This window comes from Exiguobacterium sp. s152 (assembly GCF_018618335.1).
GTDB lineage: Bacteria > Bacillota > Bacilli > Exiguobacteriales > Exiguobacteriaceae > Exiguobacterium > Exiguobacterium chiriqhucha.
In genome coordinates this window covers 710,312-726,682 of sequence record NZ_JACSLX010000001.1, presented here as the reverse complement: position 1 = coordinate 726,682, position 16,371 = coordinate 710,312, and the positions used below count along the sequence as shown (strand labels likewise).

Sequence of the window (16,371 nt, the reverse complement as noted above, 5' to 3'; positions counted from 1 at the left end):
GTTTACAGAAACGGCAAGCAATGGTGGAAATGGCTCAATCCTTGGATTCCGTTAAAAATGAGGTCAATATTTTTCGTCACGGACGGATCAACTGTACTAAAGAAACAGGGGAATCGAAAATTGACTTTCTGTTGAATTTTGGAAACCTATACATATATCTTTTCATGCTATCATGAATGCAAAACGTATGAACGAGAGTAGGGGACTTATGAACGAGGGGAACTTTTCAACACAATCATATCGCAAACATCAAGAGAAACTGTTCGAACTCGTCCGCATGCCTGAGGTGACGGAGGCGGCGGTGCGACAAGCGCTCTCCTACATGTGTGAGGTCGTTTCGGATATGCTCGACGTCGACACGGTCTCGATTTGGCATTTTGACGAATCGTACGCCTCGATTTCCTGCCAAGTCGCCTATTCGAAAGAGAACGGGCCGAGCGAACCGGTGTTGACGGTCATGCGTGGGGACGCACCTGTCTATTTCGACGCGTTGCGGACGAACCGGGTGCTCCCGTTCGAGGACGTGCGGACGCACGAGTGGGTGAAGGATCTGTATCAACAGTACTTCGTGGAAGGGCAACGGATTTATTCGATGCTCGACGCCCCGATTTATGCGAACAATCAGGCGAAAGGGGTCATCTGTTGCGAGACGTTCGCACCGCGGCAATGGACGTTCATCGAGGAGCTGATCGTCAGCACGCTGTCCGACTTTATCGCCATCCTCTATCTCCGGCTCGACCGCCGCGAGATTGATGAACACATCGCGAAGCTCGCCTATACGGATGAACAGACCGGGCTCATGAACTTGAACGGGTTCGTCGAGCGGGTGGACGCGCTCCGCGAAGAGGCACCGCACCAGCTCGGCTCATTGATTTATCTCCGGGCGGACGAATTCCGTTCCGTCGAGACGGCAATCGGCATCCAGCGCGCGGACGACATCGTCATCGAACTAGCGGAACGTCTCCAACAAGTCGTCGATGCGTCGCTCTTGGCGCGCGTCTCTCAATCTGGCTTTCTACTGTGGACGCCTTACGGCGACCGCATCAAAGTGAAGACGCTCGCCGATTTGATTTGTGAGACGGTGACAAGCGAGCCGTTCGCGGTCGGGGAACTCGACGTCGTCTTGACGATGAGCGCCTTCATCTCGATCGAGGACAAGTCACGCTCGACGCTCGAGATGATGGACACGACCCGAATCACGGCCAATGATCGCCACGTGCAGCGCGGGGGGATCGCCTTCTACGAGGAAGAGATGGGCGAGAAGGCGACGGCCCGACTGACGCTCGAGATGAATTTGCGGAAAGGGCTCGCTTTGAACGAGTTCACGCTCTATTACCAACCGAAGATTGAAGCGTCGACTGGCAAGTTAAAAGGATTTGAAGGGCTGATGCGCTGGATTCATCCGAAACAAGGATTGATTCCACCGCTCGACTTCATCCCGCTCGCCGAATCGACCGGCGTCATCATCGCGCTCGAAGAGTGGGCGCTCGAGGCGGCATGTCGCCAATTGAAGACGTGGCACGACGCGGGCCGGATGTATCAGCTCGCCTTAAACTTGTCGGCCCGTCATTTCCTGTCGGACGGGGTCGTCGAAAAGTTGGCCCACATCGTCAAGGAGATGGGCGTCTGCCCGAACTATTTGACGTTCGAGATCACCGAGAGCGTCGGGATGGAGAATCAGCAGCACGTCATCGAGCGGTTCGTCGCATTCCGGGAACAAGGCTTCTCGATCTCGATTGACGACTTCGGGACCGGCTTCTCGGCGTTCGTCTATTTGAAGCATTATCCGATTCATGAGATTAAAATCGACCGGCAGTTCATCCAAGTGACGGACAACGATCCGACCGGCAACGTCATCGTCCAGTCGATTATTGAGCTCGCCCGCGGGCTCGGTTTGAAGACGGTGTGCGAGGGGATTGAGACGACGGACCAGCGCGACACGCTCCGCTCGCTCGGCTGTGACGAGATGCAAGGCTACTTGTTCTCGCGTCCGCTCCCGATTGATGAGCTCGAGACGTGGATTGATGACTATGACACGACGAAAAAGGATTCGCTCCGCTGAGCGAATCCTTTTGTTATGCCGGTAACTCGATGCGAATCGTCGTCCCGGACCCACGCTCGCTCGTCACGGAAACGGTGCCGCCGTGCGCTTTGATGATGTCCCGGGAAATGGCCATGCCGAGGCCGCTGCCGAGCGCGTCGGTCGTGTTCGTGCCCCGATAGTAGCGCTCGAAGATATACGGCAGTTCGCTCGCATCGATGCCGATGCCATCGTCTTAAATCGTGATTACATCCTGCGCGACGGTCACGTGGACGGTGACCGTCTCATCGTTATGGAGCAGGGCGTTATACAAAAAGTTGAGCAGTGCCCGTTTCATAAAATGCTGGTCGATGGCGCGCGGCTCGGCGTCCGTGTTCGCGACGATCGACACACCGACGGACGGAGGCATCTTCGTCGACGGAGAGAATATCGCCAAGCTCGAAGAAGAGGCGCTTTCGGACTTCCGACGCGACCATCTCGGTTTTATTTTCCAAGACTATAACCTGCTCGATTCGCTCACGGTCCGCGAGAACATCCTGCTCCCGCTCGCCGTCACGAAGACGCCAATCGATGAGACACGATCACGCGTCGATGCGCTCGCACATCGGTTCGGGATTACGGCGATCCTCGACCAATACCCGTACCAAATCTCGGGTGGTCAGAAGCAGCGGACGGCGGTGTGTCGCGCGCTCATCTCCAATCCGAAGCTCATCTTTGCCGACGAGCCGACGGGGGCGCTCGACTCGAAGTCGGCGACAGATCTGCTCCAGACGCTCGCCGGGTTGAACGAGGCCGAGACGACGATCATGATGGTGACGCATGATGCCTACGCCGCGAGTTTTTGCCGTCGGGTGCTCTACATTCAGGACGGACGGTTGTCGAAAGAACTGATTCGCGGCACGACATCGCGCGACGCCTTCTATCAGACGATCCTCGACGAGCTAAAAGGCGGTGCGTCCGATGACGCTATTTGATCTCGCGAAGAAGAACGTCGCCCGCAACTTGTCGCGCTATGCGCTCTACGTCGGGACGACCATCTTCTCAATCATCATCTATTTCACGTTCGCGACGCTCAAACATAGCGATGAGATTAGCGGCATGGCCGAGACGTCAGGACAGATTCGAAGTTTAATGAGCGCCTACTCGAACGCCTTCTTTTTGAAAGGGCGTAAACGAGAGGTCGGGCTCTATTCGCTCCTCGGGGTACGCAAGAAACAAATCGGGACACTTTTGTTGTTCGAGAACCTCGTCATCGGCGCGGTGTCGCTCATCGTCGGAATCGGGCTCGGTTTGCTCGGTTCGAATGCGCTGTTACAGCTATTGCTCCGCTTGATGAACAGCGACTTGTCAATCGGCTTCACGGTCGCGACATCGGCCCTCATCGAGACGACGCTCGTGTTCGTGGCCATCTTCTTGTTCACGTCGTTTCAAGGTTATCGGGTCATCTATCGCTTCAAGCTGATTGAACTGTTCCATGCTGACAAGAAAGGTGAGGACGTCCCGGAAGCGAGCCCATTCATGGCACTCCTTGGAGTGTTCGTCCTCGGTGCGGCCTATTGGCTCGCCTTGCAAGACTTAGCGACGTCACCGCTCTGGGGATATCTCACGGCGGCGATGCCGCTCCTTATCATCGGGCTCACGATTGTCGGATCGGGTCTGTTGTTCCATAGTGTCCTCATCTTCATTCTCGGCCGCTTGAAAGCGAATGAGCGCTGGTCATGGCGCCGGCTCAACTTGTTGACGACGTCACAGTTGTTATACCGAATCCGTGGTAACGCCAAGACGCTCACGCTCATCAGCATCATCAGTGCGACGGCAATCACGGCCGGCGGCGCCATCTTCAGCGTCTATTATTACGCCGAGCAACAAGTCACATCGTACGCACCGTACACGTTCGCCTGGCAAGGTGAGGCGCGTGATATCGATGCCGATGTGCTTCGTCAGACGACCGTTCTCGAGAAGACGGTTCGGGTCGCTGGGGAGATGGGGGAACGCGAATATGGCGTCATCGATGAGTCGACGTTCCGAGCCGTCGCGACCGATCTGGGCTGGGATACACCACCGGCACTGACACAAAATCAGGTCTATTTGATTGATCCGTTCTATGACGAGCGATTCTCAGAAAATGTGACCGAGGTCGGGCTCGATGGTGTGACACATGAAGTCGCTTCTCGCTACGACGAGACACCGCTCAACGTCATGACGTTCGGCGGCTTGCTTCTCGTGACACCGGATGACGTGTTCACGGCACTGTCGGAACCGGCAACGACGTATCAAGCCGTCTCCGTCGCCGATTATAAAGAACAAACCGCCTTGTCGGAGTCGTTGTCGAACGAAACGAATTTCTCGAGCGCGACGGCCTTATATAGCGAAGCGATGGCCGTGCACGGCGCACTGTTGTTCGTCGGCAGCTTCCTCGGACTCGTCTTCCTCGTCGCCACCGGCAGTATCATCTACTTCAAGACGATGACCGAAGCGGAAGAGGACCGGGCCAAATACGCGGTACTCCGAAAAGTCGGCATCTCGAAACGTGACGTGAAACGAACGATTCGCCAACAGATCGCTGTCGTGTTCCTAGCGCCATTCTCGCTCGGCATCGTGCACGCCTCGGTCGCGCTCGTCGCATTCTCGAGGTTGCTCGGAATGAATTTCACGGTGCCGGTGCTCGTCTGGATGGCTTTGTACAGCGCGATTTATGCGCTCTACTACGTGCTGACCGTACGTCGGTTCACGAAACAAATTTTATGAAGGAGAGAGAATGATGAAAAAAGGAATCATTGCGAGCATCGCGCTCGTCATTGTTGTCATCGGTCTCATCAATATCGATTGGCAACGGATTGGGAAGGATCATGTCTACGTGCAGGTCGGGGAGGTCACGGAAGTGGAAGAGACGACGCTCGATTCGGGTGACGTCGTCCGCCGCTACGTCTACTCGACCGAGGGGCTGACGAAGGACGGCGATCCGCAAACGGTCACGTTCACGGCGGCGAAAGAGCTTCGGAGCGGGGCGTACTTGAAACTGTACGTCAAAAATAAGGATGAGGTCACGTCATACGACGAAGTGTCGGTCGCGGACGTCCCCGAGGCGGCACGGGAGAATTTATGAAAATAAAGCACGATGTATCACACATGTGTGGGAATGATGTATCGTGCTTTTTCGCATATGTCACGAAGTAAGGCGCTCCATCGAAATCGACTTGCTCAGGGAAACAAGCGTATAATGAAATCACGAACACTTGAGAGAAAGGAAGCGGGTTATATGTTTGAGCAACTGACGATGAAAAAAGAGCAACTGGATCAAAACCGACCGCTGCCGACGTATACGCTTCAAAGTTTGAGAGCAAAACTCTTTTTAGAATGGACATACAACTCGAATGCCATTGAAGGAAATACGTTGACAATCAACGAGACCAAAGTGGTGCTGGAAGGTATAACGGTTGGCGGGAAGACGATGCGAGAACATCTAGAAGTGATTAACCATCAAGATGCTATTTCCTACGTCGAAGAGATTGTCCGACGTGAAGAGCCGCTGACGGAGTGGCAAATTAAAAATTTGCACCGTCTCGTCTTGAAAGGCATTGACGATTCGTATGCAGGCGTCTATCGGGATCAGCAAGTGTTTATTGCGGGGGCGGTCCATACACCGCCGCCCCCGTATCTCATTAAAGATCAAATGGGGCAGCTGATGCGGTGGTATGAAACTGAGACGGATACGATGCATCCAGTTGAACGGGGTTCTTTATTGCATGCTAAGTTTGTGGGAATTCACCCGTTCATTGATGGAAATGGTCGTACATCTCGGTTGTTGCTCAATTTAGAGTTGATGAAGTCCGGTTATCCGCCGATTGTCATCAAAGTCGAAAATCGCCTGAGTTATTACAATGCGTTAGATCGAGCGCATACGACAGGAATGTACGACGACTTTATCGCCCTTGTCGCGACCGAGGTCGAAACATCACTGGATTTATACTTGAGCGCGATTGCCCCTCATCCATCCAAAAACAGCCCTTCCTGACGATTCAGGAAGGGCTGTCTCATGTCCGCTTATCCAAGCGGGAGTTCGGTTTTCAATTCCAGTTGGAGTATGTACGCCAATTCTTTATGGGCTAGCTCGGAGAAGTTCGTCTTTTTGACGTGTGTCCGGGGCCGTAGTCCGCATTCCAATGCGATGTCGACGATTGTCCGAATCTGATTTTCCGTATAGAAGCGCTTGCGTCCCATCGTGAACGGGGTCGGTGGCAAGACGCCGTCGGTTTCCCATTTGATCAGCTGTTGCTGGCTACGGGGAATCCCGGCGACATGAAACGCACGGCTCAGTTCTTTGAGTGGATAGACGGTCAATGGGCGTTCGTTGTACAGGAACGGCTTCGCGTTTTCCGGGCGATAAGCATCCCAGTCAGTCGCATAAAACGTCAGGTCGGTGTGGTCGAAGTCGAGTTGAGCGGAAGGAATAGAAGTGTTGAGTGCGAAGTCTAAGCTGTTCATCTAGAGTATCTCCTTCTTCAAGTCAAACTGGTCATTTCGAAAATGCCCTCCTCCGTATAGTAACCCATTTCTAAGCAATTAACTGCCAGTTTTTTCAAAGTGGGGAAATGAATTCGTGGGACTATAGGCGTATTTTCGAAATTCGATTGACGTCTATTAAGATACCCTAATTGGTATGAGAATTCAAGGAATAAAGCCGATTTCGACCGATGAATGCGTCTTCATTCAGAATAGGTCTATAGTCGTTACGAAAAGGTTACGAGGAAATATGAGCAAACATTCACCAACTTCGGTTAATAGGGGCGAAGGAGGTGAGACATATGGCAGTGTATCGAGAATACGCAAGCGTCTTTTATCTCGACACGAAGCGGCTCGTTGACGGCAAGGAAAAGCGTCAGCTCGTCCGATTCGGTCCACTCGGTGCGCGGATGGAGACCGAGGAGATCAAGCAGTTCGGTGATCTGTTGATTCCGCTTCTCGCGGTCGAATCCGCCGCATACGTCGTGTCGCGTGAATTCCACGTGACGTTCTAATTGGAGGAACCCCTGATGCGTGTACCGAAGCGTCCCGCCGGAACCGTGTCCGATGAGCGGGTGGGCCCATGAGCTGGCCCGAACTCATCTCGAACCTCGGCTTCCCGATCGTCGTCTCGCTCTATCTGCTCCACCGAATCGAGACGCGCCTTGAGCGCATGATTCAACTGCTCGAACGTCTCGACTCGACCTATCCGTCTGAATTGTAATCCATCCCCGAAAGGAGCCATCCCCCATGGCCGTATTGACTGAAAAGAAAGCCACGCTCGTCTTGACGACGCACCACGATTTGAACAGCTTGAAACCGACGAAGAAAACGCAGCGCTTCGGTCCGATCCGGGCGGCGCTCACGGCTGACAATGCCGAGGCGTTCGGTCACCTCATGCTCGACTTGACCGAGCAAGAAGATTTCACCGTATCGGTCGTTCGCGAATACGACGTCGTCTAATCACACCCACATCCAAGGAGGACTAACCCATGACTGAGACTAAAGTAGAAATCGCATTTTTGGACATGTTCAATAAAGTATCGCGCTTCCGTTTGAATAACGTGAAACAGCCGGTCGACGCGTTGAAAGTACAAGCGCTCGCCGACTTCATGGTCGCCAACGATCCGCTCGGCAAGAGTGTCGTCAAATGGACAGAGATCAAGATGATCGAAGGTACACAGACCGTGTTGAACGTTCAATAATCCAAAAGGCATCGTCTCTAAAAAAAGAGACGGTGCTTTTTTCCTGTTATTCTTCTAAAAATCACAAATTGAAGGTATATTTAAAATATATTGAATAAAAGGCAGGTATTGTAAATGAAGAAATGGCACTATTTACTCTTATTCGTCGCACTGTTATTCGTGATGTTCCCGATGGATCAAGCGAGTGCGACACCGAAGTTCGAGCTGGGCACACTGCTCGAACAAGAAGTGAAGACGATTGAAGGGTCTCCCTTCTATTTGGACTATCAAGACGGAGCCACGCGGCTTCATGATGTAAAACGACAAACCGTCGTACCGATCGATTTCAACGGCAATCTGACGGCGGATCGGTCGTATGATGAAGATGGGGCGTATGGAGATTTCTACACGTTCAAACCGAGCCTAGATGGTGAAGCGTTCATGGCGACGCATCATCGGACAGGGGATATGATTCACGTTAACCGAGACGGGTCGACGCGTACATTCAGCCCGCCATTCGACACAGAATCGATTCGACTTATCACGTACGATGCGAGTCGCGACATGATGTTGTGGGAGAACAAAGGCTCGAAGCAACTCGTAATGACTGATTCGGATGGCGTCACGAAGTGGGAGCGTACTCTCTCCGATCGTGAACAAGTGATATTGGCGACAAACGCGAACGAACTCATCGTTGCGGACACGTACTCGGACGTCCTGCTCCATCTGAATCCAGATACAGGCGAGATAATCGAGACAATCAAGATGCCGAATACGGTGACAGCGGTATTTGCTGAACCTACGACAGATCACCTTCTGTTAGAAGGGGTTAGTGACTTACACGTGTATGATTGGAAGCAACGTACCATCACGACGCTTGATTTGAAAAATCAGTCGTTCTATGAAATCGAGTCGTTTACCTATCACAACGGCACGTACTACGCGATGACGGAGTTCGATTATTTGCTCACCATCGATTTAGCCACGAAGACATTGAACAAACTGCGACTGGATTCATTCAATTCACGGCTTGACTACAAACTGTTGCACGGAGGCTACTTGCTTCGAAACGACCAGCGCTTACTGGCGGCAGAGCGTGCCCACCTCATTCCAGGTCAGCTGTACACCTCGCCGAAAGCTACAAAACCGTCTGGAGCCGGCAACACCTGGTTAGGCGAGTCCTATCAACTGATGGCGACCGTCGTGACAATCGATCGCGTCTACCATGAAATCCCTGTCGCCGACTTGGGATCAGACGCGGAAGTGGTCGATGCGACACGCTCATTCGAGGATGGATACATCGTTCCATCGTTCGACGAGTCGTTCAGTTATGCCGTTCGATTCGGAAACCTCACAAGCAACAGAGTCACCTTGAATCCGGTGACGAAAGTGCCGCTTCAAATCGAAACATCATTTGATAACGGGCCGGTAGGGGATATCGTCGGTACGACAGCCCCAAACATGACGGTGTATGTGACTTGTGAAAACAACAAATACGCGAGCTGTGACGGTTCGGTCACGGCCGATGAGACAGGACGTTTTACGTTCTCACGCGGTATTCTCTGGGGAAATCAAACCATCACGGTTTGGGTAGCAGACAACGCGACGTATAACCAAGCCACAACAGCATCGGTCAAACAGACGTTCCAAATGAATGAACCGACCGATACGAACATTGCCGAAGTGTTGAGCGAGACGGCGATGGAAGGTGTGACGATTCGGACAAAACCAAATGCCCGAGTCGAGGTGCGTCAATTGTTCTCACCGACAAACTATGAAGTTCGTGAAGTCCAAGCAGACGCATCGGGAGTCGCGAAGTTAACGGAGTACAATCGAGACAAGCCGATGTACTACCGTGTCATTTATCGCATTCTCGACACGAACAGTCAGTATGCGAATCTTTACGTATCAACAGATTATCCGGTGCCTGACGTCACGTGGACAAAACCACCGAAGACAGGTGATACGACTGTGACTGTTCATTATAACGGGACACTCTCTCCACTGCTCACGGTAGCGCGAAATGGCCGAGATGAATCAGCAAAACGTCTCGTTCCTGGAACGAACGTCATCGCGTTGAAAGGACCACTCTGGGAAGGACAGACGATTCGACTCATCGCGAGTTTCCGCCCTGAACTCAGTAAAACGTTCGAACAAACAGTGACGAGTGACGCACCGAAGACACTCAGCATCAAAGATGTGCTCGTCACATCGTCTACTTCAACGTTTACAGTGTTGAAAGATACACCGGCATACTTGAACTTCATCGTGAATGGGAAGCCAATCTCATACACTGAGGTTGGAAAAGACCGCTACCGGATCTCGGTGAAACCAGGCACGTCGGTCGTCGTCGAGTCGACGATTGGGTCGAAGAAGAAGCGGACGACGTACAAAGTCCCGACGGCTTCGTTGACGTCGTTCGCGCCGTCTGACGAAGTGAGCACGTGGAAAGGGAAGACACTCCCGAACGCCACCGTCACCGTGAAGGCGGGGACGAAAGTGATCGGACGGACGAAGGCGAACTCGACCGGCAGCTATCAAGTGAAGTTCGCCCGTCAGCGTGCGGGCACGAAGCTCGTATTCGAGACGAAAGTCGGAGTGGCCCGTGACGCGAAGAGCGCGATCGTCAAAGCAGGCGTTCGTCCGACGGTGAGCACCGGCACAATCCGCTCGACGACGAAATCGATTGCTGTTCGCACGAATGTCCCGTACGGCACGGTGACGATTTATAACGGAAAGACGCTCGTCGCGAAGAAGACGATCACATCGACTTCGACGAACGTGTCCATCAAACCGCAAAAACGCGGCTCGAAGTTGACGATTAAAGTCGTGACGCCGGCCAACCGAAGCGGCCAGACTGTAAAGTCCGTATTATAATGTAGAGAAAAGGTGACTGATTTTTCAGTCATCTTTTTTTATTTTGGTCAATCCGCTTTAGATTCCTCGACGTCAAGACGATATAGGAAGAAACGTTGCATGCGAGAGGGGAATATACATATGTCAGTGAAACAGAAGTGGACAGCGCTACGGAACCGTTTAAACGTCCGGCGCTTTCAATGGAAACCGAAACGACGAAAGCCAAGCACGCGTGAAGGAAAACGAGTGACCGGCACGAACCTGACCATCCGTCAAAAGCTGTGGGGACTCGTCATTCTCGCGCTCCTCATGGTCGCAGGTGTCGGTGGCTACTCGCTCTTGTCGCTCGCCGATGCGAACCGTCAAGGCGATGACATCGTCAACAACTGGAACAAAGGGCTCGACTACGCCCACGAGTTGAACACGCTCGCGGCGAACTATCGCGCGCTCGAGCTTGAACACATCGTGACGGACGACGCGGCCGCGAAAGAAGAATTGATGACCGCGATGAAAGAGATTCGGACACGCATCAATGAGATCGCCCCGAAATATGAACAGACGGCGACGGGTGAAACGGACAAAGAACTGTTCGCCAACTTCAGCAAGCAGTGGGAGATGTATCAACGCGTGTCGGACAATATGCTCATCTTCAGTACGTCTGGCAACAACGGCATGGCCCGCTCGTATTACGACGCCCAGTCCCAATCGACATACGATAATTTCACGCAGCGCCTGACCGAGCTCGTCGACTACAACTCGGAAGGTTCACAACGTGTCGGCGCCGACATGGAACGTGAGTTTCAACAGTCGCTCATCGCACTACTCGCGGTGACAATCGGGGCGGTCGTACTCCTGTTGTTCCTCGGACTGAGCTTATTGCGTTCCATCATCAAACCGATGCGGGTGCTCCAAGAGAAGTTTGACGAGTTGGCCTCACAAGGTGGCGACTTGACGATGGCCATCCCGGTCACATCGAACGACGAGATCGCGCAAGTGAGCCGCTCGTTCAACACGTTCCTCGCTACGCTACGCGACATCATGATCGACGTCGACAAGACGGCAAAAGTCGTCCTCGTCTCCTCAAAAGAAGTGGCAGCGGAAGTCATTGAACTGAGCCGTTACATGGAAGAGACGTCAGGCACGGTCGAGGAATTGACGGCCGGTATGGAAGAGACGGCCGCGTCCTCGCAAGAGATGAGTGCGTCGACGACCGAGATGGGCAGTTCCATCGATTCCATCGTCGACTTGTCGAACGACAGCGCGACGACAGCGGGCGACGTCGAACGTCGCGCTCACGCCATGCGTGAACAAGCCGTTGCATCGAAGACGGAAGCGAACGCCATCATCGAACAGAAACGCATCGAACTTGACGAGGCGATCAAAGGGGCGCAGTCGGTCGAACAGATTCGTGTCCTGACGAGCGCCATCTTGACCATCGCGGACCAGACGAACTTGCTTGCCTTGAACGCATCGATTGAGGCGGCTCGGGCCGGAGATGCCGGCCGTGGTTTCGCGGTTGTCGCTTCGGAGATTCGAAAGCTTGCCGAGAACTCGCGGCAGACGGTGAACGAGATTCAAGCGGTATCGCACACGGTCATCGATTCGGTCGCCCGGCTCAATACAAGCTCGGCCGATATGCTGACGTTCCTCGACACGAAAGTGCTCACCGATTACGACCGACTCGAGGAGTCGGCCACTCAATATGAGGCAGATGCGACCGTGTTCGGACAAACGGCAGAGACGTTCGAGACGAACGCGCTCCAACTCCGTCATATGACCGATAGCATCCTCCACGTCATCCAAGAAGTCGCGACGACCGTGACCGAAGGGGCGGACGGGACCCAATCGATTTCGGAGAAAGTCCAACTGTCCGTCGAGCGGTTCAATGACGTGCAGGTACGGATGCAGGAGACCGAACAACGTGCGGTCGAACTATCGAATCGCGTGTCACAGTTCAAGTTATGAAGCTAGACCGTAGCCCCATGCTGCGGTCTTTTTTGTGGCAAAAATGTGGAGTGGAAACTAGGAAATGAGGTCAATGTTGAAATAAATGTGCGAGAAAATTGGAAAACCGGTTCCGACATCCGATAAAACCCATGTAGTTCCAAAAAAAGAGAAATAGAGGTGGGAGAGGACACAGTCCTCGAAGGATTATGAAACGATTCAATCAACTGTCATTGACACAAAAACTGTTTAGCGGCATCGGATTGATTTTGCTGTTCGTCACGCTCGGCATGGGCTATAACCTATGGACGCTGCAAAATATGACAAGCCAATACGAAGACATGATTCGTGACGACGTCATGAAGATGAAAGCGGCCGACGACTTGTCGCTCGGGATGACGCGCCAAGCGTACGGTGTACGAGGATATATTCTCGTACAAGATGACGAGCGACGCGCCCAAATCGAACGCGGCGCCAAAGAAAAGAAAGAGGCGCTTGAACAATTGCTCGCGCTGTCGAACACGGATGCCGAGACGAAAGAACTCGAGAGCATGCTTTCCTACGCCACTGGCTATGACGATTTGGCGCAAGAAGTCATCGTCGCGGCCGATAATAACGATCAGGACAACATCGACCGATTGACGCTCCGCCTCATGCCGGATGTGACGGCATCGATTTCGGAGACGGGCGAACGGTTGCAAGCCGAGACCGAAGCGACGATCGTCGAGAAACAACAGGAGCTCGAGCGGCTTGGCGGACAGGCGTTCCTTTACTCGACAGGGATTGCCCTCCTCATCGTGCTGCTCACGCTCGGGGCCGGCTATATGCTCCAGCGCATGGTGACGGTACCGCTCCGTCAATTATCGGACGAGGTCGGCATCGTCGCCGACGGCGATTTGACGCGCGTCGATCTTCAAGCGCTCACGCGCGATGAAATCGGTGAGCTCATGATTGGTTTCAACCAGATGAAAGGCAACCTTCGCGAACTCATCGACGAAGTGAGCCGGAACGCCCAAGAGATTACGGCCCAGTCGGAAGAACTGTACGCGAGCACGGAAGAGATGTCTTCGCAAACAGAGGAAACGACGCGGATGATTGAACAAGTTGTCGGCGAGACGGTCAACCAGGCGGCAGCGGCTTCGAAGAGCGGGCAAGCGGTCGCAGCGGCTGATGAAGGTGTCGAACGAATCGCCACATCGATCGGGACGATTAGCCAAGACGTCCAGACGAGTCTAAGGCTCGCCGAACGCGGCGAACAGACGATTCAACAGGCGAAGCAAGAAGTGCTCGCGCTCGAATCGGAGACGGTCACGACCGGACAATCAATCACAGCGTTGAAACAACAGTCGGATGAGATCGCCCTCATCACCGAGGTCATCCAATCCATCACCGACCAGACGAACCTGCTCGCCTTGAACGCGGCCATCGAAGCGGCTCGGGCTGGGGAACAAGGGAAAGGCTTCGCGGTCGTCGCCGAGGAAGTGCGGAAGCTTGCAGAACAGTCGAAACAATCGGCGTCCCAAATCGCCGGCTTAATCGAATCGATTCAAGTCCAGTCGAACGCGGTGCTCGAGCGTCACGCCATCAGCGCCCGCCGCGTCGAGACGAACACGGCGTTGCTCGAAGAAGCGACGGCGTCGTTCCAACAAATTGTCGGGCAGTTGCACGCCTCGGTAGAGAACACGGAACAGATTCGTGTCGCCTCGAGCGAGATTGCGATCACGACGAAACAAGTCGCGACAGCGGCGATTCATATGGCGAGTGACAGTGAAGGCACGGCCGAGACGATGCGTAGCGTCGGCGAGACGGCCGACGCCCAGCTCGCGATGATTCAAGAGTTGAACGGTGTCGCCGAGTCGCTCGGCAATATGACTGGTGACTTGCAGACGCTCATCGGGCGCTTCCAAACATAAGATGAACCGTCCTTGCCTGAACAGGCGAGGACGTTTTTTGCGTGTTGTCAGGATTGACGGGATAGTGTTTCGGGAATTGCGGGAGAGAGACAAAATCTCGATTCCATCGAAAAGGAGACAGATCATGAAATATACCGTCATCACTGGAGCAAGTTCAGGCATTGGCTATGAAGCGGCGAAATTGCTCGCCAAGAAAGGGAAGTCACTCGTGCTCGTGGCACGCCGCCACGACGAGCTCGAGAAGTTACGAAGTGAGATTAAGACGATCGCGCCGAAGAGCGATGTCATCATCAAGGCGAAAGACTTGTCGTACAGCGAGAACGTATACGGGCTGTATGAGTCGCTCGCCGATCTCGACATCGAGACGTGGATTAACAACGCCGGGTTCGGGGACTCGAATCTCGTGAAGGACGTCGAGGTCGGAAAAATCGAGAACATGATCCGTTTGAACGTCGAGGCGTTGACGGTGCTGTCGAGCCTATACGTCCGGGACTATCACAATGTCGAAGGGGCGACACTGTTGAACGTCGCGTCGGTCGTCGGATATCATATCGCCAAAAAAGGCGTCACCTATAGCGCGTCGAAATTCTTCGTCAGTGCGTATACGGAAGGGCTCGCTCGCGAGCTCATGAACGACGGGGACAAACTGCGGGCGAAAGTGCTTGCCCCGGCCGCGACGGAGACCGGCTTTGCGAACCGCGCCCGCGAAGAGGACAACTTTGACTATAGTCAAAACGTCGAGAAGTATCATACGGCCGAAGAGATGGCTGAGTTCTTAGTCCAATTGCTCGAGAGCGATCAAGTCGTCGGAATCGTCAACCACGAGGATTACTCGTTCGAGTTGCGCGGACCGATTCATCCGTATATGTGATCAAGTCAAATAAGAAACAAACAGGGGTCCCGTCACCAACATGTGGTGGCAGGACCCCTGTTCATATTCAATCAAGACGAGCGCATCGAATCCCCGTAGCCTCCGGTCAACCGGTGCGTGAGCCGGTGATACCAATAGCGGAGACGCAAACGGTATACATACAGTTTGGACGTGTTCGGCAAGACGACGTTGTCGATATAATCGGCGAACATGGCGCGGAACATGTGGTCCTCACTGTCGTCATACGTCGCACTCCACATGCCGTGCTCTTCGACCTCGAGCAACATCGCGATTGTCTCGTCATCGAGCTGATGGTTGTCTTCCGGCAACCGTTTGACGAGCATCTCGACCCGATGGCTGCAGATGGATGCATAAAGCGAGTGGGCGCGCGGGTTGCGCGGGTTGGCGTTCAAGTATCCGATGGCCACCTTGAGGAGCTCATCGTTCATCTCGAGTGGAATCTCATCATATACTTGGAAGAATTCGAGTAACATCGGCACCGTCTCTTCGTTGAATCCGGCGAGCCGGACGTAATGCATCAAGTGGAGACCGGCCTCCCCATAAAACTTACGATTGAAGTAATGGACGGCGATGGTGCGTTGGACGATCGGCACGTTCGGATAGCGTTCGACGGCCCGAAGGAAATGCTGCTCGGCCTCGAACAAGAAATTCGTATCGTCGCTCAAGATGCCATGGAGACAGTGGATCATGTAATGGTCGCCTTTTGCGCTCGCGGCTTCGAGCACGTCGCGGGCCCGGCCGAACTCACCTTCACGGATGAGCGGATACGCCCGCATCGCCGGAAAGAACGGGTCGTCCGGAAAGTTCGTCTCGCCGCGGACGACGAGCGATTCGATTGCTTCGGCGTTATAGTCGTCAATCATTTCTTCAAGGAGCATCATCTCGAGGAAGGTGCGTTGAAAGTCTGGATGGTGTAAATCGATGGTGTGTTTCATGAAGGTCCCTCCCGGCGTAAATGAGTGTTGCTTCATTATACCGAGCATTCGGACGGACGAGTAGAGTTATTTCAAAAAATGGGAAAAGAATAGGGAAGGATTT

At 53.6% G+C, this 16,371-nt stretch carries 16 protein-coding genes; 13 read left to right on the top strand and 3 right to left on the bottom strand.

The window, feature by feature from the left end:
* Nucleotides 1-208: 208 nt before the first annotated feature.
* A complete protein-coding gene (locus tag KNP72_RS03745; protein WP_214832176.1) occupies nt 209-2,062 on the top strand; it encodes a sensor domain-containing phosphodiesterase in 1,854 nt (617 codons plus the stop codon).
* 13 nt (nt 2,063-2,075) lie between these two features.
* On the opposite strand, the gene KNP72_RS15820 is transcribed toward KNP72_RS03745, so the two are convergent.
* Nucleotides 2,076-2,267 carry a sensor histidine kinase gene (locus KNP72_RS15820; RefSeq protein WP_286038317.1) on the bottom strand — a complete coding sequence of 64 codons (192 nt, stop codon included), beginning with the start codon at nt 2,265-2,267 and terminating at the stop codon, nt 2,076-2,078.
* Between the two features lie 124 nt (nt 2,268-2,391).
* Here KNP72_RS15820 and KNP72_RS03735 point away from each other — a divergent pair, with 124 nt between their 5' ends.
* The 4 genes from KNP72_RS03735 to KNP72_RS03720 all read left to right on the top strand — a co-directional run bounded on the left by KNP72_RS03735 (nt 2,392) and on the right by KNP72_RS03720 (nt 6,056).
* The gene (locus KNP72_RS03735; RefSeq protein ID WP_214832174.1) at nt 2,392-3,015 is read left to right on the top strand and encodes an ABC transporter ATP-binding protein; all 624 of its coding nucleotides are present in this window, start codon (nt 2,392-2,394) and stop codon (nt 3,013-3,015) included.
* Complete coding sequence (locus tag KNP72_RS03730; RefSeq protein WP_214832172.1) at nt 3,002-4,789, top strand: ABC transporter permease; 1,788 nt, start codon at nt 3,002-3,004, stop codon at nt 4,787-4,789. Before KNP72_RS03735 ends, KNP72_RS03730 begins: the two co-directional genes overlap by 14 nt.
* Nucleotides 4,790-4,802: 13 nt before the next feature.
* Complete coding sequence (locus KNP72_RS03725) at nt 4,803-5,147, top strand: YxeA family protein (protein ID WP_214832170.1); 345 nt, start codon at nt 4,803-4,805, stop codon at nt 5,145-5,147.
* Nucleotides 5,148-5,300: 153 nt separating this feature from the next.
* Nucleotides 5,301-6,056, top strand: coding sequence for a Fic family protein (locus KNP72_RS03720; protein WP_214832168.1), 756 nt, complete (start codon nt 5,301-5,303; stop codon nt 6,054-6,056).
* 29 nt (nt 6,057-6,085) lie between these two features.
* Here the strand turns inward: KNP72_RS03720 and KNP72_RS03715 are convergent, their stop codons facing one another.
* Nucleotides 6,086-6,526 (bottom strand): MerR family transcriptional regulator, encoded by a 441-nt coding sequence (locus tag KNP72_RS03715; RefSeq protein WP_021066372.1) that lies wholly within the window; start codon nt 6,524-6,526, stop codon nt 6,086-6,088.
* Between the two features lie 320 nt (nt 6,527-6,846).
* On the opposite strand from KNP72_RS03715, the gene KNP72_RS03710 reads away from it, so the two are divergent.
* From KNP72_RS03710 to KNP72_RS03675, 8 genes are all read left to right on the top strand, one after another.
* Nucleotides 6,847-7,059 (top strand): hypothetical protein, encoded by a 213-nt coding sequence (locus KNP72_RS03710; RefSeq protein ID WP_029594867.1) that lies wholly within the window; start codon nt 6,847-6,849, stop codon nt 7,057-7,059.
* A gap of 68 nt (nt 7,060-7,127) precedes the next feature.
* Complete coding sequence (locus tag KNP72_RS03705) at nt 7,128-7,268, top strand: YvrJ family protein (RefSeq protein WP_021066374.1); 141 nt, start codon at nt 7,128-7,130, stop codon at nt 7,266-7,268.
* Nucleotides 7,269-7,294: 26 nt separating this feature from the next.
* Nucleotides 7,295-7,507 (top strand): hypothetical protein, encoded by a 213-nt coding sequence (locus KNP72_RS03700; protein WP_021066375.1) that lies wholly within the window; start codon nt 7,295-7,297, stop codon nt 7,505-7,507.
* A 29-nt stretch (nt 7,508-7,536) separates the two neighbouring features.
* Nucleotides 7,537-7,749 carry a DUF2922 domain-containing protein gene (locus KNP72_RS03695; RefSeq protein WP_021066376.1) on the top strand — a complete coding sequence of 71 codons (213 nt, stop codon included), beginning with the start codon at nt 7,537-7,539 and terminating at the stop codon, nt 7,747-7,749.
* A 114-nt stretch (nt 7,750-7,863) separates the two neighbouring features.
* Entirely contained in the window at nt 7,864-10,605 is a 2,742-nt protein-coding gene (locus tag KNP72_RS03690) for a hypothetical protein (RefSeq protein WP_214832165.1), read from the top strand.
* A 120-nt stretch (nt 10,606-10,725) separates the two neighbouring features.
* Nucleotides 10,726-12,549 carry a methyl-accepting chemotaxis protein gene (locus tag KNP72_RS03685; RefSeq protein WP_214832163.1) on the top strand — a complete coding sequence of 608 codons (1,824 nt, stop codon included), beginning with the start codon at nt 10,726-10,728 and terminating at the stop codon, nt 12,547-12,549.
* A 188-nt stretch (nt 12,550-12,737) separates the two neighbouring features.
* The gene (locus tag KNP72_RS03680; protein ID WP_214832161.1) at nt 12,738-14,441 is read left to right on the top strand and encodes a methyl-accepting chemotaxis protein; all 1,704 of its coding nucleotides are present in this window, start codon (nt 12,738-12,740) and stop codon (nt 14,439-14,441) included.
* Nucleotides 14,442-14,565: 124 nt separating this feature from the next.
* On the top strand, nt 14,566-15,312 hold the full coding sequence (locus KNP72_RS03675; RefSeq protein ID WP_214832159.1) for an SDR family NAD(P)-dependent oxidoreductase: 747 nt from the start codon (nt 14,566-14,568) through the stop codon (nt 15,310-15,312).
* A 71-nt stretch (nt 15,313-15,383) separates the two neighbouring features.
* Here the strand turns inward: KNP72_RS03675 and KNP72_RS03670 are convergent, their stop codons facing one another.
* Complete coding sequence (locus tag KNP72_RS03670) at nt 15,384-16,268, bottom strand: tetratricopeptide repeat protein (protein WP_021066381.1); 885 nt, start codon at nt 16,266-16,268, stop codon at nt 15,384-15,386.
* Nucleotides 16,269-16,371: the final 103 nt, after the last annotated feature.